Raw genomic sequence first — 21,648 nt, 5'->3', positions numbered from 1 at the left:
CGCCCCATGGGGCGCCTCTTGCCATTTCATTTCGCTAGTTGATGGTATTCAGGGCGAGAGCGGCTCGCGGTGATATTCGTGGCCACCACATTCGGGGCAGGTATCGAGTGGTTGAGGGTGCAGCACTGTATGGCGCCAGCCGCACTGCTCGCACACCATGACGCCGAGTCCCACCCAGTCTCCCGCTGCGTACACTCCTTTGTGTTCCAGCTCGTCGGCCAGCTCGCGCCACTCCACCTGGGCGCGGTCGGTCACATCCGCCAGCCAGGACCAGGCGGTGTCTTTGAGGGCCAGCATGAAGGCGGACTCCTCCACGGCCTCATCGCTGCGGGCTTTATCATCGTTGCGGCTCAGCTCATAGTTGCCCAGATCCCGCTTCACGTATTCGGCGATCAGCGCCAGCTCATCCTGGGTCAGATCGCTGGCGGCCTCCAGATAGGCCTGCACCTTGGCGATCATCCGGTTGAGGCGCTCCCCCTGGAACTGTTCGGTCTCCTGCCACTGCTTTTGCAACTCTGCAATGAAGGCTTCGTACCCTTTTTGACGTTTGTCCATGGTCGTTACTCCTCTACTGAACCCTGATCATGCCCGGCATAAGGCCTGACGGATGCTGGCGGTTGTTGCCGCCGCTGGATATGGGTATTCTATTGCGATTTCCCAGCTGATTTATCTATTCATTTCACAGATCCGGATGTCACCAATGCAAGAGCAATACGTTCCCCAATCGATCGAACCAGCAGTGCAAAAGCACTGGGATGCCAAGAAAACCTTCAAGGCCGTGGAGAAAGTAGACAAGGAGAAATTCTACTGCCTGTCCATGTTCCCCTATCCGTCTGGTCGTCTACACATGGGGCACGTTCGTAACTACACCATAGGTGATGTGATCTCCCGTTATCAACGCCTCAATGGCAAGAACGTGCTGCAACCCATAGGTTGGGATGCATTCGGTCTGCCGGCGGAGAACGCCGCGGTCAAGAATAATACCGCACCGGCCCCCTGGACCTACGAAAACATCGAATACATGAAGAACCAGCTGAAGATGCTGGGGCTGGGTTATGACTGGGATCGCGAGCTGGCGACCTGCAAGCCGGATTACTACCGCTGGGAGCAGTGGTTCTTCACCAAGCTGTACGAAAAGGGTCTGGTCTACAAGAAAACCTCCTCCGTCAACTGGTGTCCGAACGACATGACAGTGCTGGCCAACGAGCAGGTGGTCGACAACTGCTGCTGGCGCTGTGACACCCCGGTGGAGCAAAAAGAGATCCCCCAGTGGTTCATCAAGATCACCGACTACGCCGAAGAGCTGTTGAACGACATCGACAATCTGGAAGGCTGGCCGGAGATGGTCAAGACCATGCAGCGCAACTGGATTGGCCGCTCCGAAGGGGTCAACATCCACTTCCAGATCGCCGATCAGGATGGTGACCTCGAGGTCTACACCACCCGTCCCGATACCCTGATGGGTGTCACCTATGTGGGCATCGCCGCCGGTCACCCGCTGGCCCTGCAGGCTGCCGCCACCAATCCGGCTCTGGCCGCCTTTATCGACGAATGCAAGAACACCAAGGTTGCCGAAGCAGAACTGGCCACCATGGAAAAGAAAGGCATGGCCACCGGCCTCTATGCCATTCATCCGCTGGATGGTCGCAAGGTGCCGGTCTGGGTCGCCAACTTCGTACTGATGAACTACGGCACCGGCGCCGTGATGGCAGTCCCTGCCCACGACCAGCGCGATCATGAGTTCGCCACCAAGTACGGTCTCGAGATCAAGGCGGTGATCAAGCAGGCTGACTGTGAAGCGCCGAACGTGACCGAGGCCGCCTACACCGACAAGGGCGTGCTGTTCGCCTCCGGCGAGTTCGACGGTCTCGAGTTCCAGGCAGCTTTCGATGCCATCGCCAGCAAGCTGGAAGCGCTCGGCAAGGGCAAACGCACCGTCAACTTCCGTCTGCGCGACTGGGGCGTCTCCCGTCAGCGTTACTGGGGTGCCCCCATCCCCATGCTGACCCTGGCTGACGGCACAGTTGTGCCGACACCGGAAGATCAGCTGCCGGTACTGCTGCCGGAAGATGTGGTGATGGATGGCATCCAGAGCCCGATCAAGGCCGATGCCGAGTGGGCCAAGACCACTTACAACGGCCAGGAAGCGTTCCGGGAAACTGACACTTTTGACACCTTTATGGAGTCCTCCTGGTACTACGCCCGCTACTGCTCACCAGACTACGACAAGGGTATGCTGGATCCGGCTGCTGCCAACCACTGGCTGCCGGTGGATCAGTACATAGGCGGCATCGAGCACGCCTGTATGCACCTGCTCTACGCCCGCTTCTTCCACAAACTGCTACGTGACGCGGGTCTGGTGAACAGCGACGAGCCGTTCAAGCGCCTGCTCTGCCAGGGCATGGTGCTGGCCGACGCCTTCTACTACAAAGACGAGAAGGGCGGCAACGTCTGGGTCAGCCCGACCGACGTCAAGGTAGAGCGTGACGACAAGGGTCGCATCACCAAGGCCATCGACCTTGAGGGTCGCGAAGTGATTCACTCCGGCATGACCAAGATGTCCAAGTCCAAGAACAATGGCATAGACCCTCAGCTGATGGTCGAGCGTTACGGCGCCGATACCGTCCGTCTGTTCATGATGTTCGCCTCCCCGGCCGAGATGACCCTGGAGTGGTCCGACTCCGGTGTAGAAGGCGCACAGCGCTTCCTGCGTCGCCTGTGGCGTCTGACCTTCGAGCACGTCTCTGCGGGTGCCGTTCCGGCACTGGATGTGGCAGCCCTCACCAGCGAACAGAAAGCCGTTCGCCGCGAGCTGCACAAGACCATCGCCAAGGTGAGCGATGACGTGGGTCGCCGTCAGACTTTCAATACCGCCATCGCCGCCATCATGGAACTGATGAACAATCTCTCCAAGCTCGGCTCAGACGAGCAGGACCGCGCCCTGATGCAGGAAGCGCTGGAAGCCGTTGTGGTCATGCTCTCCCCCATCACCCCGCACATCGGCTTCGAGCTGTGGAAGATGCTGGGCAAGGGCGACGACGTGGATCACGCCACCTGGCCGGTGGCCGATGAAGCTGCCATGGTCGAGACCGAGAAGCTGGTCGTGGTGCAGATCAACGGCAAGATGCGCGGCAAACTGACAGTGCCGGCCGAGGTAAGCCAGGCTGATGTCGAGAAGCTCGCCATGGCCGATGCCTCTGTACAGAAGTTCACCGACGGTCTGACAGTGCGCAAAGTTATCTATGTACCGGGCAAGCTGCTCAACATTGTCGCTAGCTAATGGTGGCAAGGCTTCTCCCCTGCACTCCTTTTGTCATGGGAGGGAGCGTCTTGCTCCTTCCCCCTTGCAAACAAGCAGGTCGGGAAGGGGTCAGCTGACCGTTGCCAATCATGATGACGGCGGGCAGACGCCCGCCGCTCTTCACTTCACGCAAAGAGGATTTCATATGGGCACCACCCTCACTCGCTGGATGGCCATCGCACTGATGGGCTTGCTGTTGCAGGCCTGCGGTTTTCAGATGCGGGGCACCGCCATCCCGCCCGAGCTGATGACCATGAAGGTGGTCGGTGACAACAAGAGCGACTTCTACCGTCTGGTGACCACTCGTCTCAAGGCCGCGGGCGTACAGCTCGCAGACAAGGAGGGCATCCCTGTGCTCACCCTGGCTGGCGTGCGCAGCACCAGCCAGGTAGCCTCGGTTGACGCCATCGGCCAGGATCGTGAGTATTTGCTGGGCTACAGCACCCAATTCACCGTCTCCATGCCGGGCAAACCGACTCAGGTGTTTCCCATCACCTTCAACCGCAGCTTCCTGAACAAACCTGACGCGGCACTGGCCTCCTCCCGTGAGCAGGAGCAGCTGGGCAAGGAGATGCAGGAGCAGGCCGCCAGTCTGGTCATCCGCCAGCTGAGCCAGGTCAAGTTCTGATGCGAGCATCTTGATGAGAGTCTACCCCGAGCAGTTCGCGGACCATCTCAAAGCAGGGCTCAAGCCCTGCTATCTCGTTTTTAGTGACGAGCTTCTGCGCAATTTGCAAGAGCAGGCCATCTCCCCTGCGACCCACCGACTCAACCAGGCCAAGTTCTGATGCGGATCTATCCCGAGCAGTTCGCAGATCATCTCAAGACAGGACTCAAGCCCTGTTACCTCATCTTTGGTGACGAGCCTCTGCTGAAGCTGGAGGCTATCGACGCCATCCGTCAGGTCGCCCGCAAGCAAGGTTTCGACGAGCGTCATAGCTTCGTGGTCGAGGCGGGACTGGACTGGAATCAGGTCTACGATGCCTGCCAGGCCATGAGCCTCTTCTCCGCCCGCCAGATCATAGAGCTGGAGCTGCCGGCCAAGGTCGACAAAGATCTCGCCGCCCGCATCAGCGAGATTAGCAAGCAACTGCACCCTGACCTGCTGCTGGTGCTCAGCGGTGGTCGCCTCAACCAGACCCAGATGAAGGCAGCCTGGTTCGACAAGCTCAGCCAGGGCGGTACCTATGTGCCGGTCAATCACCCCGAGCCCCGCTTCTTTCCACGCTGGATGGGGGCCCGCTTCCAGCGTTTCGGCCTCAAGGCGCTGCCCGATGCCATCAACTTCATGTGCCACTCTTACGAGGGCAACCTGCTGGCCGCGAGCCAGGAGATAGAAAAACTGACCCTGCTGGCGCCGCCCCAGCCCATCAGCGTCGCCTATCTGCAAGAGACCATCATACGTCACGCCCACTTCACGCCATTCCAGCTCATCGATACCCTGCTGGAAGGCAAGGTAAACCGGGCCCAGCGCATTCTGCTGGCCCTGCGCGCCGAGGGCACAGAGCCCGGCATGCTCTCCTGGGCCTTGTGCCGGGAGCTGGAACAGCTCACCGAGCTGGCCCTGGCTGCCAGAGCCGGCCAGCCGCTGGTGGAGCACTTCTCACGCCTGCGCATCTGGCAGAGCCGCCAGCAATTGATCCAGCAGGCGCTGACCCGGTTGCCCTTCACCAAGTTGCAGCAGTTGTGGCAACTGATGGCCCAGCTTGACGACGCCTTGCGTCGCTTCGACACCGAACGGGCCTGGCTGATGTTGCAGACCCTCGCCCTCGGTTTTCGCGATGGCACTCCCCTGCCTTTGCTGGAGCCAGCATCATGATGAGCTCGCCGCCAGACCTGAAGAACCGAAGTCGCCCTGTTGCCAGCAAGCGATTTGACAATGTGGGGGCAAGGTCATGCTGACAGCACCCATCGGCCTGCTGGGCGGCACCTTCGACCCCATCCATATCGGCCATTTGCGGCCAGCCATCGAGGCGCGCGACGCACTGGGGCTGGCCGAGATCCGCCTGATACCGAACCATATACCGCCCCACAAGGCCAATCCCTTCTGTTCGAGCGAGCAGCGCCTCGCCATGGTCAGACTGGCGGCGGCGGAAAACCCGGGGTTTGTAGTGGATGAACGGGAACTCAAGCGGGACAAGCCGTCTTACACCATAGATACCCTTATGGCGCTGCGGGAAGAACTGCCCGATACCCCGCTCTGCTTCCTGATGGGGATGGATTCATTGCTCACGCTGCCAAGCTGGCATCGCTGGCAGGCACTGCCCGATTACGCCCACCTGGTGGTGAGCGTGCGCCCCGGCTGGCAACCTGACTACCCGACCGAGGTGGCCGACCTGCTGGCACGCCATCACACCACGGATGCCACCGCGCTGCACCGGCGCCTTGCCGGCCATATCTGGCTGGCAGACAATCTGCCCATAGCGCTGTCGGCAACCCGGCTAAGAGAGCTGCTGGCGGCGGGACAGGATCCCCGTTATCTGCTGCCAGCCTCTGTGGCCGATTACATCCGGCAACAGGGCCTCTACCTGGCGGGCTGAATGCAACTGGTGCCGACTATTGTCCGGGCCGGTTGCGCACTATATTGATCAACAGGGGCCTGGTTTGCCGACCCGGCATGGCCCCCGCTCCACTCCCCTTCACCAGACTGGGAAACGGGAGTGACCATGATATAATCCGCCGCCCTGACGTAAGTAGCAGGGCGCCGGAATACAGGAGAGAATCATTGCAAGGCCAAGAACTGCAAGCCTTTATCGTCGACAAGATCGATGACATGAAAGGCCGCGACATCATCACCCTCGATGTGCGCGGTCAATCCAGCATCACGGACACCATGATCGTCTGTTCCGGCAACTCCAGCCGCCACGTCAGCGCCATCGCTCACAATCTGGCCAGCGAAGCCCGCCATGCGGGGCTCGACCTGCTGAGCGTGGAAGGCCAGCTCACGGGTGAATGGGTACTGGTGGACCTGGGGTCCGTGATAGTGCACGTGATGCAGGATGAGTATCGCGATTTCTACCAACTGGAAAAACTCTGGAGCGGTGCCGCTCAAGTGAATGCGCAATAGGGCACAAGTGTAACAAACGATGAAGATCCAGTTGATTGCAGTGGGCACCAAGATGCCTGCCTGGGTAGAGCGTGGCTTCGAAGAGTACCGTCGCCGTTTTCCCAAAGACATGCCATTCGAACTCGTCGAAATTAGCGCCGGAAAACGCGGTAAAAATGCCGACATTCCCCGCATCCTGCAAAAAGAAGGGGAAGCCATGCTGGCCGCTGCCGGCCGCTCGCGTCTTGTGACCCTGGATATCCCTGGCAAGCCCTGGACCACGGAACAACTCGCCGTGCAACTGGAAGCCTGGAAACTGGATGGCCGCGATGTGGCCCTGCTGGTGGGAGGCCCGGAGGGCTTGTCGCCGGAGTGCAAGGCCGCCGCCGAACAGAGCTGGTCGCTGTCGCCGCTGACCCTGCCCCATCCGCTGGTACGGGTGCTGGTGGCCGAGAGCCTCTATCGCGCCTGGAGCATTACCACCAATCATCCGTATCACAGGGAATAACCCATGGGGTTTTTGTCTTCTCCCTTCGTCAGCCATAAGGTAGCGGCATGCTGAAGAATCGCATCGAAATGCGCGACCACAGCGCCGAAGGCCGCCTCTTCTTCCGACGCACCCTGGTCGCCTACATCGGCATGGTGGTGCTGATGCTGGTGTTGCTGGGCAATCTCTATTATCTGCAGGTCGAGTCCTTCGAAACCTATCAGACCCGATCCAACGACAACCGGATCCGGGTTGTGCCCGTGGCGCCGCCGCGGGGCCTCATCTATGACGCCAACGGCGTGCTGCTGGCGGAAAACCGCCCGGTTTACAGCCTGGAAATCGTGCCGGAAGAGACTCGGGATCTGGACAAGACCGCCGATGAGCTGATCACCCTGCTGGCGCTGCCAGAGGGGACCAAGGAGAAGTTCCTGGCCGAGGTCAAGCGCCAGCGCCGCTTCAAGCCGGTCCCCCTGTTCGAGAAGCTGACCGAGTATCAGGTCGCCCTCTTCTCGGTCAACCAGCACAACTTCCCGGGTGCCAGCATCGAGGCTTACCTCAAGCGTTACTATCCGTTTGGTGACACCCTCACCCATGCGCTGGGCTATGTGGCCAAGATCAACACCCAGGATGAGGCTCGTCTCAAGAAAGAGGAAAAATTCGCCAACTATGCCGCCACCAAAGACATCGGCAAGCAGGGGGTGGAGAAATTCTACGAGGATCAGCTGCACGGGGTAGCCGGTTATCAGGAGGTCGAGGTGAACAACCGCGGCCGGGTGGTACGTACCCTCAAATTCCAGCCGCCCGAGCCTGGCAAGGACATCTACCTCAATATCGACATCCGCCTGCAACTGAAGGCTCAGGAACTGCTGGCCGGTCGCCGGGGCGCCATCGTCATGATGGATCCCAATACGGGCGCCATCCTGGCCATGGAGTCGAGCCCCAGCTATGACCCCAACCTGTTCGTGACCGGCATCTCCAACACCAATTATTCGGCGCTGCTCAACGATCCGGCCCGCCCACTGGTGAACCGCACCACCCAGGGCATCTATGCCCCCGCCTCCACCGTCAAGCCCATGATGGCGGTAATGGGGCTGAACGAAGGGGCCATCACCGCCAACTATCGCTACTTCGGCGGCCCCAGCTTCTCCATTCCGGGCACCACCAAAAAGTTTCGTGACTGGCGTAAATGGGGTCACGGCTGGCTCGATGTCTACCGCGCCATCGAGGTGTCGGCGGATACCTATTTCTACGATCTCGCCTATCGGGTCGGTATCGACAAGATCCACAGCTACATGACCAAGTTCGGCTTCGGCCAGTACAGTGGCGTGGATCTGTATGAAGAGACCCGAGGCGTCATGCCGTCCCGCGACTGGAAGATGGCACGCTGGCGCCAGCCCTGGTATCAGGGGGACACCATCTCCATCGGCATAGGTCAGGGCTACTGGAGTTCCACGCCGATCCAGCTGGCCAAGGCCACCAGCATACTGACCCAGAACGGCCACGACGTGACGCCACACCTGCTCAAGAGCACCGCCTCGCAAGAGGGCGTGGTCAACGCCCCCGTCAACCCCAATATCGCCCTTCAGGCCAAGAGCGACAGCTACTGGCAAGTGGCTAGGGATGGCATGTGGCGCGTCATCAACGGCCATGAAGGAACCGGGCGGCGCGCCTTTGCCAATACCCCCTACAAGGCTGCAGGCAAGTCGGGTACCGCCCAGGTGGTGGGCATGAAAGAGAATCAGGTCTACAACGCCAGCACCATGAAGGTGGAGCATCGCGACAACGCACTGTTCGTCGCCTTTGCCCCCTTTGATGCGCCCAAGGCCGTGGTGGCCCTGGTGCTGGAAAACGCCGGTGGTGGTAGTAGCATGGCAGCGCCCGTGGCGCGCCAGATGCTGGATGCCTATCTGGTACCGCCTGAGCCCCAGTTGCCACCAGCGCCCAAGCCGTCGTCCCCACCAAGCGAGGTCGTTCCCAATGAGTAATTCCTCACGGCAGCAGAGTCTCTGGTACAAACTGCACATCGACCTGCCGCTGTTGCTCGGCCTGCTGGCCCTGATGTCCCTCTCCATGGTGGTGCTCTACTCCGCTTCCGGTCAGGATGTGGATTCCATAGTGCGCCAGCTGGTACGCGGCGGCTTGGCCTTCGGCCTGATGATAGGCCTGGCCCAGTTGCCTCCCTCACTCTATGCGCGCTGGGCTGTCCCCCTGTTTGTGGTCGTGGTCTTGCTGCTGATCGCGGTGGACGTGTTTGGCCACATCGGCAAGGGGGCGCAGCGCTGGCTTGATCTCGGCTTTATGAAGTTCCAGCCCTCTGAGGTGATGAAGCTCTCCATGCCCGTCATGGTGGCAGCCTGGCTCAGTCGCCACTCCCTGCCCCCCAAATTCAGCCATGTGATCATTGCGCTGCTGATGGTGTTGCTGCCGACCCTGCTGATCGCGGCCCAGCCCGATCTCGGCACCTCCATACTGGTGGCCGCGTCCGGCTTCTTCGTCATCTTCCTGGCGGGGATCAGCTGGTGGCTGATCGCTCTGGCGGTGATGCTGATCTGCGCCTTCATGCCGGTACTCTGGTTCTTCCTGATGCACGACTACCAGCGCCAGCGGGTGCTGATGCTGCTAGACCCCGAGAAAGACCCCCTGGGTCGCGGCTATCACATCATTCAGTCCAAGATAGCGATCGGTTCGGGTGGCGTGTTTGGCAAAGGCTGGCTGCAAGGCACCCAGTCCCAGCTGGAGTTTCTGCCCGAACGCCACACCGACTTTATCTTTGCGGTCTTCAGCGAAGAGTTCGGACTGGTGGGCGTGGCTCTGCTGCTGGTCATCTATCTTTACATCATCAGCCGCTGCCTGTTTATCTCCATGCAGGCCCAGAACAGCTTCGAGCGTCTGCTCGGTGGTGCCCTGACCCTCACCTTCTTCGTCTATGTGTTCGTCAACATGGGCATGGTGAGCGGCATACTACCTGTGGTGGGGGTACCCCTGCCCCTGGTGAGCTATGGCGGCACCTCAATGGTGACCCTAATGGCCGGCTTCGGCATTCTGATGTCCATTCAAACTCACAGAAGGCTGTTGGCCTGATGAGGTGGATATATTCTGCCTGTGGTGGGGTACCCCTGCCCCTGGTGAGCTATGGTGGCACCTCAATGGTGACCCTGATGGCGGGCTTCGGCATTCTGATGTCCATCCAGACTCACAGAAGGCTGCTGGCCTGATGAAATCATGGTGGCTGGCACTCGCACTGTGCTCGCTGGCAGCGGGCGCGACCGTTTCGCCCGAGCGACTGAGCCAGCTGGCGGAGCAGCAACAGGTGCCGCTGGCGGCGTTGCAGGATGCTGCCGCCAAGGCGCAGTTGCGCCAGGAGATCCTGGACACCATCAGCCGCCCGTGGGAGGCCAAACCCTGGCATCGCTATCGGCCGCTGTTTGTGACGCCAAGCCGCATTCAGGACGGAGTCAGCTTCTGGCAACGCCATGCCGATGTCCTGGCACGGGCCGAGCAGACCTATCGTGTGCCCGCCGCCCTCATCGTCGCCATCATAGGCATCGAAACCTTCTATGGCCGCCAGATGGGCCGCCACTCGGTGCTCGACAGTCTCTACACCCTGGGCTTCCACTATCCGGAACGCAGCGACTTCTTTGCCAAGGAGTTTGCCCAGCTGGTGCTGCTGGCCCGGGAGGAGCAGTGGCCCCTCACTACGCTCAAGGGATCCTATGCCGGTGCCATGGGAATGGGGCAGTTCATGCCCTCCAGTTATCGCCACTACGCAGTCGACTTTGACGGTGATGGTCGGCGGGATCTGTTTCGCAACCCTGTGGATGCCATCGGCAGCGTCGCCAACTATTTCGCCGAGCATCAATGGCGCTGGGGCGAGTCTGCCGTCGAGCCCGCCTTGATCGGTCTGGCCCCCGTCAGTACCCTGCTCAGACCCGAGCCTGAACTCAAGCAGCAGTGGGCAGAGCTGGCCGCCGCCGGCATTGAAGTCGCTACGCAGCTGGCGCCACAGACGCCGGTGAAGTTGCTGGCATTGGAACAGGCCGATGGACCGGAATACTGGGTCGCGCGCCACAATTTTTACGTGATCACCCGCTATAACCGCAGCCCTCTCTATGCGATGGCGGTGCATCAACTCAGTCAAGCAATCCAGGAAGCGTATGCATCAGAGCCACAAATTTCTCCCGCTCAGCCTGACCTTGTTGTTGGCCGCCTGTAGCAGCCAGCCGGAACAACTCCCCCTGCCGCAAGCGCCCATGCCCCAGGAAAAACCCCAGGTCATAGAGATACCACAAGCCACAGGCGCCATTCCGCGCCCCGAGCCCCTGAGTGCCAGCGGCAACCGTGACTACTGGATTGGCAAGCAGAAGAACGAGGTGTGGCGCGACATCAAGCACTATACCGAAGAGGGTACCGCCAGCTGGCTGGCCCCGGATCTGGACGGCCAGAAGACCGCCAATGGCGACGTGCTGGACAGCAAACTGTTCAGCGCCGCCCACCGCAATCTGCCGCTGCCCAGCTATGTGCGGGTCACCAACCTGAGCAACGGGCTGGAAACCATAGTGCGAGTCAACGATAGGGGTCCCTTTGGCAGTGATCGTCTCATCGATCTCTCCTACGCTGCCGCAGAGCAGCTGGATATGGTAGCGAGTGGCGAGGCCCGCGTGCGACTGGAGCTTATCAACGACACGCCGGATCAGATGATGATCATGGAGCCGATGAAGCCCATCGCAATGACCCCGACGACCGCGGCCGCAGCAGCGCCCAAGACGATATCGCAAGATGGCTTCTTGGGTGAACCGACCGCGCTGGCGATGGCAACCCCTGCCGCTGCCGCCGCGCCCGTCAAAGCCCCGGCAGCCAAACCGGCACCAACCAAGGCAATCGCCCCCGCCAGTAGCGGCGACGGCAAGATGATCCAGGTGCTGGCCAGTGGCTCCAAAGAGAGAGCCGAGGCCATGGGCAAGGTGATGACCCAGCGCTACGGCGTGCCGTATCAAGTGGTGACACACAATGCCCTCTTCCGTGTCCTGCTGGGCCCGGTCGCCGCCGATCAGCAGGCCACCCTGCTGGCACAGATCCGTCAGGGGGGGCTGGAGCAAGCCTTTATCGTCCCCTGAGCCGTGTGGCTCATATGAAGGTGGCCACCGCCATCTTGATGGGTATCACGTCGTTTCCCGGCGTGATACCCACTATTGATGGATAAAAAACCAGGCCAGATGGCACGTCGGACTATGACCAACGGGCGCTTCTGGTATAGTTAAGCCCGCATTTTAATTTGGGTTACCCCCCATCCAGGCTCCAGGAATTTCAAGATGTCCAAATTTGCCCGTTCAGTTATTCTGGCCTCCCTGATAAGCGCCACCGCCCAGGCCAACACACCTGTACCCACACCGAACGCCGCCCCTATGGTCGTTCCCGCCGCGCCGGAGATCTCCGCCAAGGCCCATATTCTGATCGACTACTACTCGGGCCAGGTGCTGGCAGAAGACAACGCCGATGAACGCCTGCCGCCCGCCAGCCTGACCAAGATGATGACCTCCTACATCATTGGTCACGAGCTGCTGGAAGGAAACATCAAGAACACCGACATGGTGACCATCAGCAAGAACGCCTGGTCCAAAAACTACACCGACTCCTCCAAGATGTTTATCGAGGTGGGCAAACAGGTCTCCGTCGATGATCTGAACAAGGGCATCATCATCCAGTCCGGCAACGACGCCTGCGTCGCCATGGCCGAATTCCTGGCGGGCAGCACTGACTCCTTCGCCAGTCTGATGAATGCCTGGTCCGCCAAGCTGGGGATGAAAGATACCCAATTCAAAAACCCCCACGGACTGGATGAAGAAGGTCACTACAGTACTGCTCGCGACATGGCTCGTCTGGGTCAGGCCCTGATCCACGATCAGCCGGAGGAGTACAAGATCTACGCCCAGAAATCCTTCGTGTTCAACGGCATCACCCAGCACAACCGTAACCGCCTGCTGTGGGATCAGTCCCTGCAAGTGGATGGCATCAAGACAGGCCACGTCAGCCAGGTTGGTTATAATCTGGTCTCCTCCGCCACCAACAATGAAGGCATGCGCCTGATCGCCGTTGTGCTGGGTGCCAGCAGCGAAGGTTCCCGCGCCGCCGAGAGCAAGAAACTGCTCACCTACGGCTTCCGTTTCTTCCAGAGCCTGACCCCGTACAAGGCCGGTACCGAGCTGGTCACCCAGAAGATCTGGATGGGTGACAAGCCGGAAGTGAAACTGGGTGTCGACAAGGACGTATCAGTGCTGGTCACCCGTGGTCAGGGCAACAACCTGAAGGCGGACTTCCAGCTTGAAAGCGAACTGAAAGCACCGCTGGCCAAGGGTCAGCGAGTGGGCACAGTGTTCCTGAAGCAGGGCGACAAGGAGATCAAGCAGGTTCCCCTGGTTGCGCTGGAAGAAGTGCAGGAAGGCGGTCTGATGAGCCGTCTGTGGGATTACCTGGTACTGCTGGTCACCAGCTGGTTCAAGTAAGCCACAGGATAAAATAGTGATAAAAGAGCGGCGCCAATAGGCGCCGCTCTCCAGTTTGGGTCTCTGTGAGCGAATAACCCTGCAATCTGCAGGTTCCGCCGACAGCTGATTTGTGGTAAAAAGCAGCACCTCCATGTCTTGTCGATCAGTCCGGGCCTTGATCCCGGCCCGGGCAATGCCCATATAGACTTGTACTGGCGGCCCTGATGGGCCATAGGCCACTTGGCCACACAAGATGAAAGATAAGGTCATCCCGTGATGACGCCAAAAGGTGAGTAGATGAATACCAAGTTTGATGAACTGCTGGAGTTCCCCTGCAAGTTCCCGTTCAAGGTGCTCGGCGTAGCCGATCCGGCACTGCCTGATCTGGTGGTAGAAGTGCTGCAGCAGCACGCCCCAGGCACTTACAGCCCGACCGTTCAACCCAGCACCAAGGGTAACTACCACTCGGTGCGGGTCACTGTGACGGCCCAGAGCAAGGAACATATCGAAGCCATGTACACAGCTCTCGGCAAGATCGAGCTGGTTCGCTACGTTCTGTAAGCCACCTCTCTCGCCCCGCCAGGGGCGATTGATTTTGTGCAATCCTGTTTTGCCGACTCAAGCGCCTGTCAGTGAGGAACCATGTCACTCCAGATCCCCGCCCAACCACAGCTGTTAGTCAGACAGTTGGGTCGCCGCCCCTACCAGCCGGTATGGGATGCCATGAAGGCCTTCACCGATAACCGCACCAGCGATACCCCGGATGAGTTCTGGGTGGTGGAGCATGATCCTGTCTACACCCAGGGCCAGGCTGGCAAGGCCGAGCATCTGCTCGCTCCCGGTGACATCCCCGTGGTGCAGAGCGATCGTGGCGGTCAGGTGACCTACCACGGCCCCGGCCAGCTGGTGCTCTATGTACTGGTGGATGTGCGCCGCAGCAAGCTGTCGGTACGCGAGCTGGTGACCTGCCTGGAGACCGCCATCATCAATACCCTGGCAAAAAGCGATATCCAGGCCTATGCCAAGGCCGATGCCCCCGGCGTCTATGTGACCAACGAACTGGGCATGGAGGCCAAACTCGCCTCCCTGGGCCTGCGGATCCGCAAGGGTTGCTCGTTTCACGGCCTGGCACTGAACATCAACATGGACATGACCCCCTTCCTGCGCATCAACCCGTGCGGCTATGCGGGCATGGCCATGACCCAGACCAGCGCCCTGGGCGGCCCGCAAAGTGTGGCCGAGGCGCAAGCCATTCTGGTGGCCGAACTGGCCAGCCTGATTGGCTATCAAACGATCACGAATGCCGACGATACCCCATGAGCAAGTCCATGCCGGGCGCCCATGAGGGCATGAAAATGGCCCAAACGGCTATCAACCAGACAATAACAAACACCGAGAGTGAATCATGAGCAAACCCGTTCGTATGGAGCCGGGCGTCAAGCTGCGCGATGGCGACAAGATGGCCCTGATCCCGGTGAAATTCATGCCGGATCCCAACGAGGAAGTGCTGCGCAAGCCGGACTGGATGCGGATCAAGCTGCCGCCGTCGAGCCAGAAGATCGAGCACATCAAGAGCACGCTGCGCAAGAACAAGCTGCACTCAGTGTGTGAAGAGGCCTCCTGCCCCAACCTGGCCGAGTGCTTCAACCACGGCACCGCCACCTTCATGATCATGGGGGCCATCTGCACCCGTCGTTGCCCCTTCTGCGACGTGGCCCACGGCCGCCCGCTGGCGCTGGATCCCGACGAGCCGCAGAAGCTGGCACTCACCATCAAGGAGATGGGGCTGAAATACGTGGTCATCACCTCGGTGGACCGCGACGATCTGCGCGACGGCGGTGCCCAGCACTTCGCCGACTGTATCAAGCAGATCCGCGAGCACAGCCCCCAGACCCGCATCGAGATCCTGACCCCGGACTTCCGTGGCCGCATGGAGCAGGCGCTGGAGGTGTTCCGCGAGACGCCGCCGGACGTGTTCAACCACAACCTGGAAACCGCGCCGCGCATGTACCGTGTCGCCCGCCCCGGTGCCGACTACAAGTGGTCCCTTGAGCTGCTGCGCCGCATCAAGGAGATGCACCCCCATGTGCCGACCAAATCCGGTGTCATGATGGGCCTTGGCGAGACCAACGAAGAGATAGTGCAGGTGCTCAAAGATCTGCGCGAGCACGGTGTCAACATGCTGACCCTGGGTCAGTACCTGCAGCCGAGCCGCCACCACCTGCCGGTGAAGCGCTACGTGCCGCCCGCAGAGTTTGACGAGCTGAAAGATGTCGCCATGGGGCTGGGCTTCTCCCACGCCGCCTGCGGCCCCTTCGTGCGCTCCTCCTACCATGCGGACCTGCAAGCCAAGGGTGAAGAGGTCAAGTAATCTCTTCCCTCCTTCACCAAAGAAGAGCGCCCAAGGGCGCTCTTCTTGTAGATCAGTCGTTTGCGATCGCCCCGCCATAGCGTTAACGTAATCGCTCCTTTTTCAGGAGTGATACCCAAGATGCCAACCCCCCTCGTTCGTCTGCTCCCCATGAGCGCTGCCTATTATTCCGTCTTCTACGACCGCTCCCTCGAGGACTACGCACAAGATCTGGCCAGCAACCATGGCTATGATCTCGCCACCGCTCGCCGCAAGTCCGAGGCATCCCTGCTGCAGTACCTGCCACAGGGGATCGCCACCCAGGGTCACTGTTTGCTCTGCATCATGCCGGGCGAGGTGACGGGAGAAGAGGCAAAGCCGCTGGGCTATCTCTGGCACGCCATCGATGCCGATGACGACGCCACCTTTATCTACGACTTCTATATCGACCCGGCCCTGCGCAGCCAGGGCTATGGCAAGGCCGCCATAGCGGCATTGGAAACCAGTCTCAGGGTCAGTGGCATCAGCCAGATCAAGCTGCGGGTCGCGTACGACAACCCGCGGGCCCTGGCGCTCTATCAGGAGGCAGGCTTCATCATCACAGGGCACAACATGGCCAAGCTGCTGGGTTAGTTTTGTTGAGCCTCATCTTGCCCCCATCCCGCCAGGGGCGTGTTGCGGTCAGGCGGGGGCTGCTATGATGTGGCCGCCCCGGCCAGTTGCCGCAGCGGCACGGTTTTTCATTCCCTGTTGCCCCGTTTCAGGATCATGCAGATGTCACACACCCGCGTCTTTATCGTGCACGGTTACACCGCCTCCCCCCAGTCTCACTGGTTCCCCTGGCTCAAGGAGAAACTCGAAGCCCACGATATCCGGGTCGAGGTGCTGGCCATGCCGGACCCGCATCGGCCGGAACCGGCGGCCTGGGATGCCGCCATGGACACTCTGGTGCGGGATCACGACGAGCACACCTTCCTGCTGGGCCACAGCCTCGGCTGCATCGCCATACTGCGCCAGCTCAGCCGCCTGCCCGCCTCCCGCCGGGTGGGCGGTATCCTGCTGGTATCCGGTTTCGACCAGCCACTGCATACCCTGCCGGAGCTGGATGCCTTCATGACCCAGCGTTACGACCCGGCGCACATCATGACACTGGCACCACAACGGGTTGTCGTTGCCTCCCGCGATGATGCCATAGTGCCCTATCGCTACTGCCAGCACCTGAGCGAGCAGCTGGCCGCGCCACTCTACAGCCTGGAGCAGGGTGGCCACTTCCTCGATCGGGACGGCTTCCTGACACTGCCGCTGGTCCACGACCGGCTGCTGGGGATGATAACCCCCGCCGAATAGCAAAACGGCCACGCAAGTGGCCGTTTTCACAGATAGCGTGCCTAGAGCGACATGCCGGAGAAGGACATGAAGCCGAGCGACATCAGCCCTGCCACTATGAAGGTGATGCCGATGCCGCGCAGCCCCTCGGGCACATCCGAATACTTCATCTTCTGGCGCAGGCCGGCGATGGCGACGATGGCCAGCAACCAGCCAAGTCCGGAGCCCGCTCCATACACCACGGATTCGATGAAATCGTAATCCCGCTGGGCCATGAACATGACACCGCCGAAGATGGCGCAGTGCACCGTCAACAGCGGCAGATAGATGCCCAGGGCGTGATGGAGCGCCGGGAAATGCTTGTCGAGCACCATCTCCATCACCTGCACCAGCGCGGCAAGCACCCCGATATAGATAATGAAATCGAGAAAACCGAGATCAAACTCCCCTAGGAAGGTGCTCTCGGGCCGCAGGATATGACGGTAGATCAGATTGTTGAGGGGAATGGCGATCACCATGACCACCAGCACCGTCATGCCCAGGCCAAATGCCGTGTTGATGTTCTTGGAGACGGCCAGAAAGGTACACATGCCCAGAAAGAAGGCGAGGGCCAGGTTTTCGACAAAAATCGACTGAATAAACAGGTTTACATAATAATCCATCGGATCGGCTCACAGCTTGTGCAGGGAACAACCCTGCCACGGCACCCTGACCAACAGGTCAGAGCAAACTGGCAGGGGCAACAAGGCGCGGCAACCGATCGCAGGCGTCAGCCAGCAGAGAAGTCAAACAGTCAGTCGACGGGAAAAAGCCGGATCCGGTGCGCGCTCAGCAGCAAGCCGGACGCGAGTGGCCGTGGCAGAAGCGAAATTGCAGATGCTGGCCGAACAGCAGCCGTTTATGAAGGTCCCCCAAGTAGCTGGACAGCTGCCTGAGGTAGATGAGGGGCAGGAAGAACAGCAGGCCGCAGAGCAGGCCCAGGATGTCGTGCTGGAACCAGGCCAGCAGCATCTGGTCGAAATGGGGGTGATTGGCCCCCTCCAGCCAGCGCCCCTGCTCGACGCCGAGCCGCCAATGAGCGGCAGGTGGCAGACTGACACTGTTTGCCAACCCTTGATCGGACGCCCCGTGCAGTTGCATCGGGGCTGCAGACACAACAGATGCCGGCTGATCGGATGCAGTGACCCCTGCCGCGGTAAACGCAGCAAGCCACAGTAAGCAGGCGATGGCGAGAGCCATCCATCCCGGCTGTGATCGGCCAAGGAGTGGCAAGGGTCAGGCTCCTTGAAAAGGCAAGGGATTGAACGGGGGGGGGAATATATCACAGGTACGCTATTTATTGAATTCTTGCATCCAGTACGCAGCGAAATTTGATGTGAAACACCCACTTTACCCACAAAATCGGCATTTAAAAGCTGAGATGAAAATGGGGGCGTACCGGCCCCTCTTGTTGGCACTCGAGTCCATCAGGTGTGATGAGCGCCGTCTCCGATAACAAAACGGCCACCCGAGGGTGGCCGTTTTCATCAACAAAGCGCTATTGCTGCCGGACTAGAGACCGGCCGCTTCCAGATGCTCCACCAGCAGTTGCACGCTGCGGTTGCCGCGCCACTCGTTGACGTCGAGCCGGTAGACCAGCCGCACCCGCTTTACCGAGGCATCCGGCCAGCGCTTGAGGTCGACCCCGAAGGCGATGGCATCCACCGCATGGCCCGAATCCGTGGTCAGCATCATCTTGAGGTGTTTTTCCCCCACCAGTCGCTGCTGCACCAGCACGAATTCGCCGTCAAACAGCGGCTCGGGGAAGGCCTGGCCCCAGGGGCCGGAGGCGCGAATAAGCTCAGCCAGCTCAAGGCCGAGCTCATCCGGCAGCAGTTCACCGTCGGTGAGCAGTACCCCGGTCAGCAGCTCAGGGGTCACCAGCTCGCCGATCACCGCCTCGAAGGCGCGGCCAAAGGCCTCGATATTGGCCTTGGGCAGGGTCAGCCCCGCCGCCATGGCGTGGCCGCCAAATTTGCCCATCAGGCCCGGATGGCGGGTATCGAGCAGTTCGAGGGCATCGCGCAGATGCACACCGGGAATGGAGCGACCTGAACCCTTGAGCTCGGTCTCGCTGCTCTCGGCAAACGCGATCACCGGCCTGTAGTACTTCTCCTTCACCTTGGAGGCCACCAGCCCCACTACCCCCTGATGCCACTCGTCTCTGTGCAGCACTATGCCGGAAGGCACCTCGCCATCGCGAAAGCGGATCTGCTCCAGGGTGGCGAGCGCCTCCTGCTGCATCCCCTGCTCTATTTCCTTGCGCTCCTGATTGAGGCTGTCCATCTCGGAGGCAAGCTGGCGTGCCAGATTGAGATCGTCGCTGAGCAGACAGGCGACCCCGAGGGACATGTCATCGAGCCGGCCCACGGCATTGAGACGCGGCCCCAGCGCGAAACCAAGGTCGGCGGCGGTGAGACGGCGGCCATCGCGGCCCGACACGTCCACCAGCGCCTGAATGCCGGGACGGCAGCGACCGGCCCGGATCCGCTGCAACCCCTGATGCACCAGGATGCGGTTATTGCCATCCAGCGCCACCACGTCGGCGACTGTGCCGAGCGCCACCAGATCCAGATAATCCGCAACATTAGGGGCACGAATGCCCTGGCGCTCATACCAGTCCAATTGGCGCAGGTGGGTGTTGAGGGCCGCCATCAGATAGAAGGCCACCCCCACCCCGGCCAGGGACTTGGAGGGGAAGTCGCAGCCGTGCTGGTTGGGGTTCACTATCGCGTCGGCAGCAGGCAGCTCCTGGCCCGGCAGGTGATGATCGGTGACCAGAACCTGCATGCCGGCCGCCTTGGCCGCCGCCACCCCGGCGATGCTGGAGATACCGTTGTCCACCGTGATGAGGAACTCGGCGCCGCGCGCCACCGCCAGCTCGACTATCTCGGGGGTCAGGCCATAGCCGAATTCGAAACGGTTGGGCACCAGAAAATCGATGTGGTGGCCGCCCATTGCTCGCAACGCCAGCACGCACAGGGCCGAGCTGGTGGCGCCATCGCAGTCAAAATCGCCGACGATGAGGATGCGCTGCTGGGCGGTGAGCGCCGCTGCCAGCAGCGGCACCGCCTGCTCCATGCCGAACAGGCGCTGGGGTGGCAGCAGCGAGCTGGCACTGCGCTCGAGCAGGGCAGGATCCTCTACCCCCCGGCTGGCAAAGACTTGACGAAGCAGTGGGTGCAAAGTAGCGGGCAGATGGGAATCATCAACTCGCGGACGACGACGGATTTGCAGGGGCATTGATGTGATCCAGTATCTTGAGCAGTTGTTCAGGGCTCTGATAACCCCGCACCAGATCCCCGTTTGGCAGGACCCAGCTCGGCAGCGCCTTGATCCCGAGCCACTGGCTCAGGCCGATATGATGGGCAAGGATCTCATTACAGCCGGTCGCAGGCAAACGATCACTGAGCTCAAGTTCGCTGAACAGGCCAGGATCGCACCAGAGCGCCTGTGCCTCTGCCACATCGGCGAAGGTACCCAGTGCTGGCAGTAACTGCACACTCACCCCCTGTGCCTGCAAAATGGGCAACTCATCCAGCGCGGTGCGGCAGTTGCCACAGGCCAGGTCGGTAAAGAGAGTGATGCTGTGGCGCTCGGGCTCGGCCTTGAGCTGCATACGCCGTTCGCCAATCTGGGCCAGCGCCCGCTGACGTTGCTGACGCTGGCCCAGCATGGTGAGGTTTTTCATGTCGTGGCCCAGATCCAGCATGATGCCCTGAAGCACATAGTCGCCCCCGGCATCGGTATAGAGCGGCCCCTGACTGGTGCCCAGCATGAAGAGACCGGGCATGGGGGTTTCATCCACCAGATAGACCTGCACCCCGAGCCGCTGCTCTATACGCTGTTTCAATAATTGGGGATCCATCCCCGCGCTGGCAGCAAAGGTACACAGCAGCATCATTCCCAGTAGTAAATGCTTCACTCTTTTACTCACTTGGCATGAACGAATGGACTCACAAGGTAACTCAGGCCATGTCCTGGCCTCAACTTGTTAATTACTGATTGATTAATAGAGAGACCTGCAAAAAAATCCCTCCCTGACAGGTTGCCAATTGGGCAGCGGCCCAGCAAGCTAACCGTGACGACAGGAAAAAGCGGCCATCCTCTGTTTTCCTGATGCTTGATTATTCAAATTTTGATGCGGCGACGGCTGCAATTTACCCATTTTTGGAGGGAAACATGAGTCTGATTCAAGAGTTCAAGGCCTTTGCCGCCCGAGGCAACGTCATCGACATGGCGGTCGGTATCATCATTGGCGCCGCTTTCGGCAAAATCGTCTCCTCCTTCGTGGGCGACGTCATCATGCCACCCATCGGCCTGATCCTGGGTGGTGTGGACTTCAGCGATCTGGCCGTGACCCTGAAGGCCGCCGAGGGTGCGACCCCGGCCGTGGTCATCGCCTACGGCAAATTTATCCAGACCATCATCGATTTTCTGATCATCTCCTTCGCCATCTTCATGGGGCTCAAAGCCATCAACACCCTCAAGCGCAAGCAGGAAGAAGCAGCCGCCCCCGCCGGTCCCACCAAGGATCAGGAGCTGCTGAGCGAAATTCGTGATCTGCTCAAATCCCAGCAGGAAAAATAAGCGCCAACCCCTGTCGTGTGTTCGAAA

Annotated in this window: 24 protein-coding genes; 19 read left to right on the top strand and 5 right to left on the bottom strand. The window is 60.5% G+C overall.

Features of this window, described 5'->3' with window-relative positions; translation table 11 throughout:
• Positions 1-48: 48 nt before the first annotated feature.
• On the bottom strand, positions 49-555 hold the full coding sequence (locus GWQ27_RS12180) for a zinc ribbon-containing protein (RefSeq protein WP_275907467.1): 507 nt from the start codon (positions 553-555) through the stop codon (positions 49-51).
• Positions 556-700: 145 nt separating this feature from the next.
• Between GWQ27_RS12180 and leuS the strand changes: the two genes are divergently transcribed.
• The 18 genes from leuS (at position 701) to GWQ27_RS12090 (ending at position 17,013) form a co-directional block, all read left to right on the top strand.
• On the top strand, positions 701-3,280 hold the full coding sequence (gene leuS / locus GWQ27_RS12175; RefSeq protein ID WP_111587335.1) for a leucine--tRNA ligase: 2,580 nt from the start codon (positions 701-703) through the stop codon (positions 3,278-3,280).
• Between the two features lie 166 nt (positions 3,281-3,446).
• Positions 3,447-3,929 carry an LPS assembly lipoprotein LptE gene (gene lptE, locus GWQ27_RS12170; RefSeq protein ID WP_021138176.1) on the top strand — a complete coding sequence of 161 codons (483 nt, stop codon included), beginning with the start codon at positions 3,447-3,449 and terminating at the stop codon, positions 3,927-3,929.
• A 13-nt stretch (positions 3,930-3,942) separates the two neighbouring features.
• Positions 3,943-4,089: a DNA polymerase III subunit delta gene (locus tag GWQ27_RS12165; protein ID WP_275907466.1), complete on the top strand. Its 147-nt coding sequence runs from the start codon at positions 3,943-3,945 to the stop codon at positions 4,087-4,089.
• Entirely contained in the window at positions 4,089-5,120 is a 1,032-nt protein-coding gene (gene holA / locus GWQ27_RS12160; protein WP_275907465.1) for a DNA polymerase III subunit delta, read from the top strand. The genes GWQ27_RS12165 and holA overlap by 1 nt, the downstream gene beginning before the upstream one ends.
• A gap of 76 nt (positions 5,121-5,196) precedes the next feature.
• Complete coding sequence (gene nadD, locus GWQ27_RS12155) at positions 5,197-5,841, top strand: nicotinate-nucleotide adenylyltransferase (RefSeq protein WP_275907464.1); 645 nt, start codon at positions 5,197-5,199, stop codon at positions 5,839-5,841.
• Positions 5,842-6,026: 185 nt separating this feature from the next.
• The gene (gene rsfS, locus GWQ27_RS12150; RefSeq protein ID WP_005317340.1) at positions 6,027-6,368 is read left to right on the top strand and encodes a ribosome silencing factor; all 342 of its coding nucleotides are present in this window, start codon (positions 6,027-6,029) and stop codon (positions 6,366-6,368) included.
• Between the two features lie 19 nt (positions 6,369-6,387).
• Positions 6,388-6,855 carry a 23S rRNA (pseudouridine(1915)-N(3))-methyltransferase RlmH gene (rlmH, locus tag GWQ27_RS12145; RefSeq protein ID WP_275907463.1) on the top strand — a complete coding sequence of 156 codons (468 nt, stop codon included), beginning with the start codon at positions 6,388-6,390 and terminating at the stop codon, positions 6,853-6,855.
• A gap of 47 nt (positions 6,856-6,902) precedes the next feature.
• Positions 6,903-8,819 carry a penicillin-binding protein 2 gene (gene mrdA / locus GWQ27_RS12140; RefSeq protein WP_021138173.1) on the top strand — a complete coding sequence of 639 codons (1,917 nt, stop codon included), beginning with the start codon at positions 6,903-6,905 and terminating at the stop codon, positions 8,817-8,819.
• Entirely contained in the window at positions 8,812-9,915 is a 1,104-nt protein-coding gene (rodA, locus tag GWQ27_RS12135; protein ID WP_021138172.1) for a rod shape-determining protein RodA, read from the top strand. The genes mrdA and rodA overlap by 8 nt, the downstream gene beginning before the upstream one ends.
• Positions 9,915-10,049, top strand: a complete 135-nt coding sequence (locus tag GWQ27_RS12130) for an FtsW/RodA/SpoVE family cell cycle protein (protein WP_111587331.1) — start codon at positions 9,915-9,917, stop codon at positions 10,047-10,049. Before rodA ends, GWQ27_RS12130 begins: the two co-directional genes overlap by 1 nt.
• A complete protein-coding gene (gene mltB / locus GWQ27_RS12125) occupies positions 10,049-11,047 on the top strand; it encodes a lytic murein transglycosylase B (protein WP_275907462.1) in 999 nt (332 codons plus the stop codon). Before GWQ27_RS12130 ends, mltB begins: the two co-directional genes overlap by 1 nt.
• Positions 10,989-11,948 (top strand): septal ring lytic transglycosylase RlpA family protein, encoded by a 960-nt coding sequence (locus tag GWQ27_RS12120; protein ID WP_275907461.1) that lies wholly within the window; start codon positions 10,989-10,991, stop codon positions 11,946-11,948. The genes mltB and GWQ27_RS12120 overlap by 59 nt, the downstream gene beginning before the upstream one ends.
• Before the next feature lie 195 nt (positions 11,949-12,143).
• The gene (locus GWQ27_RS12115; RefSeq protein ID WP_059111444.1) at positions 12,144-13,334 is read left to right on the top strand and encodes a serine hydrolase; all 1,191 of its coding nucleotides are present in this window, start codon (positions 12,144-12,146) and stop codon (positions 13,332-13,334) included.
• Between the two features lie 279 nt (positions 13,335-13,613).
• Positions 13,614-13,877, top strand: coding sequence for a DUF493 family protein YbeD (gene ybeD, locus GWQ27_RS12110; protein WP_005317360.1), 264 nt, complete (start codon positions 13,614-13,616; stop codon positions 13,875-13,877).
• A gap of 81 nt (positions 13,878-13,958) precedes the next feature.
• Positions 13,959-14,636 (top strand): lipoyl(octanoyl) transferase LipB, encoded by a 678-nt coding sequence (gene lipB, locus GWQ27_RS12105; RefSeq protein WP_005317363.1) that lies wholly within the window; start codon positions 13,959-13,961, stop codon positions 14,634-14,636.
• An 85-nt stretch (positions 14,637-14,721) separates the two neighbouring features.
• Complete coding sequence (gene lipA / locus GWQ27_RS12100; RefSeq protein WP_017412924.1) at positions 14,722-15,687, top strand: lipoyl synthase; 966 nt, start codon at positions 14,722-14,724, stop codon at positions 15,685-15,687.
• Positions 15,688-15,807: 120 nt separating this feature from the next.
• The gene (locus tag GWQ27_RS12095; protein ID WP_265432795.1) at positions 15,808-16,299 is read left to right on the top strand and encodes a GNAT family N-acetyltransferase; all 492 of its coding nucleotides are present in this window, start codon (positions 15,808-15,810) and stop codon (positions 16,297-16,299) included.
• Positions 16,300-16,440: 141 nt separating this feature from the next.
• The gene (locus GWQ27_RS12090) at positions 16,441-17,013 is read left to right on the top strand and encodes an alpha/beta fold hydrolase (RefSeq protein WP_265432794.1); all 573 of its coding nucleotides are present in this window, start codon (positions 16,441-16,443) and stop codon (positions 17,011-17,013) included.
• A 41-nt stretch (positions 17,014-17,054) separates the two neighbouring features.
• Here GWQ27_RS12090 and nqrE read toward each other — a convergent pair whose 3' ends face one another.
• The 4 genes from nqrE to GWQ27_RS12070 form a co-directional block, all read right to left on the bottom strand.
• Entirely contained in the window at positions 17,055-17,654 is a 600-nt protein-coding gene (gene nqrE / locus GWQ27_RS12085) for an NADH:ubiquinone reductase (Na(+)-transporting) subunit E (protein ID WP_275907460.1), read from the bottom strand.
• Positions 17,655-17,820: 166 nt separating this feature from the next.
• Positions 17,821-18,132, bottom strand: coding sequence for a hypothetical protein (locus GWQ27_RS12080; RefSeq protein ID WP_111587697.1), 312 nt, complete (start codon positions 18,130-18,132; stop codon positions 17,821-17,823).
• A 411-nt stretch (positions 18,133-18,543) separates the two neighbouring features.
• Complete coding sequence (recJ, locus tag GWQ27_RS12075) at positions 18,544-20,274, bottom strand: single-stranded-DNA-specific exonuclease RecJ (RefSeq protein ID WP_275907459.1); 1,731 nt, start codon at positions 20,272-20,274, stop codon at positions 18,544-18,546.
• On the bottom strand, positions 20,240-20,956 hold the full coding sequence (locus GWQ27_RS12070; RefSeq protein WP_275907458.1) for a disulfide isomerase DsbC N-terminal domain-containing protein: 717 nt from the start codon (positions 20,954-20,956) through the stop codon (positions 20,240-20,242). Before GWQ27_RS12070 ends, recJ begins: the two co-directional genes overlap by 35 nt.
• 257 nt (positions 20,957-21,213) lie before the next feature.
• On the opposite strand from GWQ27_RS12070, the gene mscL reads away from it, so the two are divergent.
• Positions 21,214-21,621: a large-conductance mechanosensitive channel protein MscL gene (gene mscL, locus GWQ27_RS12065; protein ID WP_212538951.1), complete on the top strand. Its 408-nt coding sequence runs from the start codon at positions 21,214-21,216 to the stop codon at positions 21,619-21,621.
• The last annotated feature ends 27 nt before the right edge of the window (positions 21,622-21,648 follow it).

The sequence above is a fragment of the Aeromonas sp. 5HA1 genome, assembly GCF_029237245.1.
Lineage (GTDB): Bacteria > Pseudomonadota > Gammaproteobacteria > Enterobacterales > Aeromonadaceae > Aeromonas > Aeromonas salmonicida.
This window is presented reverse-complemented; position numbering and strand designations above follow the sequence as displayed.

Coding starts and splice junctions, on each gene's coding strand:
- leuS (WP_111587335.1), top strand. CDS start 701: ATGCAAGAGCAATACGTTCCCCAATCGATCGAACCAGCAGTGCAAAAG.
- GWQ27_RS12115 (WP_059111444.1), top strand. CDS start 12,144: ATGTCCAAATTTGCCCGTTCAGTTATTCTGGCCTCCCTGATAAGCGCC.
- mscL (WP_212538951.1), top strand. CDS start 21,214: ATGAGTCTGATTCAAGAGTTCAAGGCCTTTGCCGCCCGAGGCAACGTC.
- lipB (WP_005317363.1), top strand. CDS start 13,959: ATGTCACTCCAGATCCCCGCCCAACCACAGCTGTTAGTCAGACAGTTG.
- lipA (WP_017412924.1), top strand. CDS start 14,722: ATGAGCAAACCCGTTCGTATGGAGCCGGGCGTCAAGCTGCGCGATGGC.
- nqrE (WP_275907460.1), bottom strand. CDS start 17,654: ATGGATTATTATGTAAACCTGTTTATTCAGTCGATTTTTGTCGAAAAC.
- mrdA (WP_021138173.1), top strand. CDS start 6,903: ATGCTGAAGAATCGCATCGAAATGCGCGACCACAGCGCCGAAGGCCGC.
- ybeD (WP_005317360.1), top strand. CDS start 13,614: ATGAATACCAAGTTTGATGAACTGCTGGAGTTCCCCTGCAAGTTCCCG.
- mltB (WP_275907462.1), top strand. CDS start 10,049: ATGAAATCATGGTGGCTGGCACTCGCACTGTGCTCGCTGGCAGCGGGC.
- GWQ27_RS12130 (WP_111587331.1), top strand. CDS start 9,915: ATGAGGTGGATATATTCTGCCTGTGGTGGGGTACCCCTGCCCCTGGTG.
- holA (WP_275907465.1), top strand. CDS start 4,089: ATGCGGATCTATCCCGAGCAGTTCGCAGATCATCTCAAGACAGGACTC.
- GWQ27_RS12165 (WP_275907466.1), top strand. CDS start 3,943: ATGAGAGTCTACCCCGAGCAGTTCGCGGACCATCTCAAAGCAGGGCTC.
- GWQ27_RS12080 (WP_111587697.1), bottom strand. CDS start 18,132: ATGCAACTGCACGGGGCGTCCGATCAAGGGTTGGCAAACAGTGTCAGT.
- rlmH (WP_275907463.1), top strand. CDS start 6,388: ATGAAGATCCAGTTGATTGCAGTGGGCACCAAGATGCCTGCCTGGGTA.
- GWQ27_RS12095 (WP_265432795.1), top strand. CDS start 15,808: ATGCCAACCCCCCTCGTTCGTCTGCTCCCCATGAGCGCTGCCTATTAT.
- GWQ27_RS12120 (WP_275907461.1), top strand. CDS start 10,989: ATGCATCAGAGCCACAAATTTCTCCCGCTCAGCCTGACCTTGTTGTTG.
- GWQ27_RS12090 (WP_265432794.1), top strand. CDS start 16,441: ATGTCACACACCCGCGTCTTTATCGTGCACGGTTACACCGCCTCCCCC.
- nadD (WP_275907464.1), top strand. CDS start 5,197: ATGCTGACAGCACCCATCGGCCTGCTGGGCGGCACCTTCGACCCCATC.
- recJ (WP_275907459.1), bottom strand. CDS start 20,274: ATGCCCCTGCAAATCCGTCGTCGTCCGCGAGTTGATGATTCCCATCTG.
- lptE (WP_021138176.1), top strand. CDS start 3,447: ATGGGCACCACCCTCACTCGCTGGATGGCCATCGCACTGATGGGCTTG.
- GWQ27_RS12180 (WP_275907467.1), bottom strand. CDS start 555: ATGGACAAACGTCAAAAAGGGTACGAAGCCTTCATTGCAGAGTTGCAA.
- rodA (WP_021138172.1), top strand. CDS start 8,812: ATGAGTAATTCCTCACGGCAGCAGAGTCTCTGGTACAAACTGCACATC.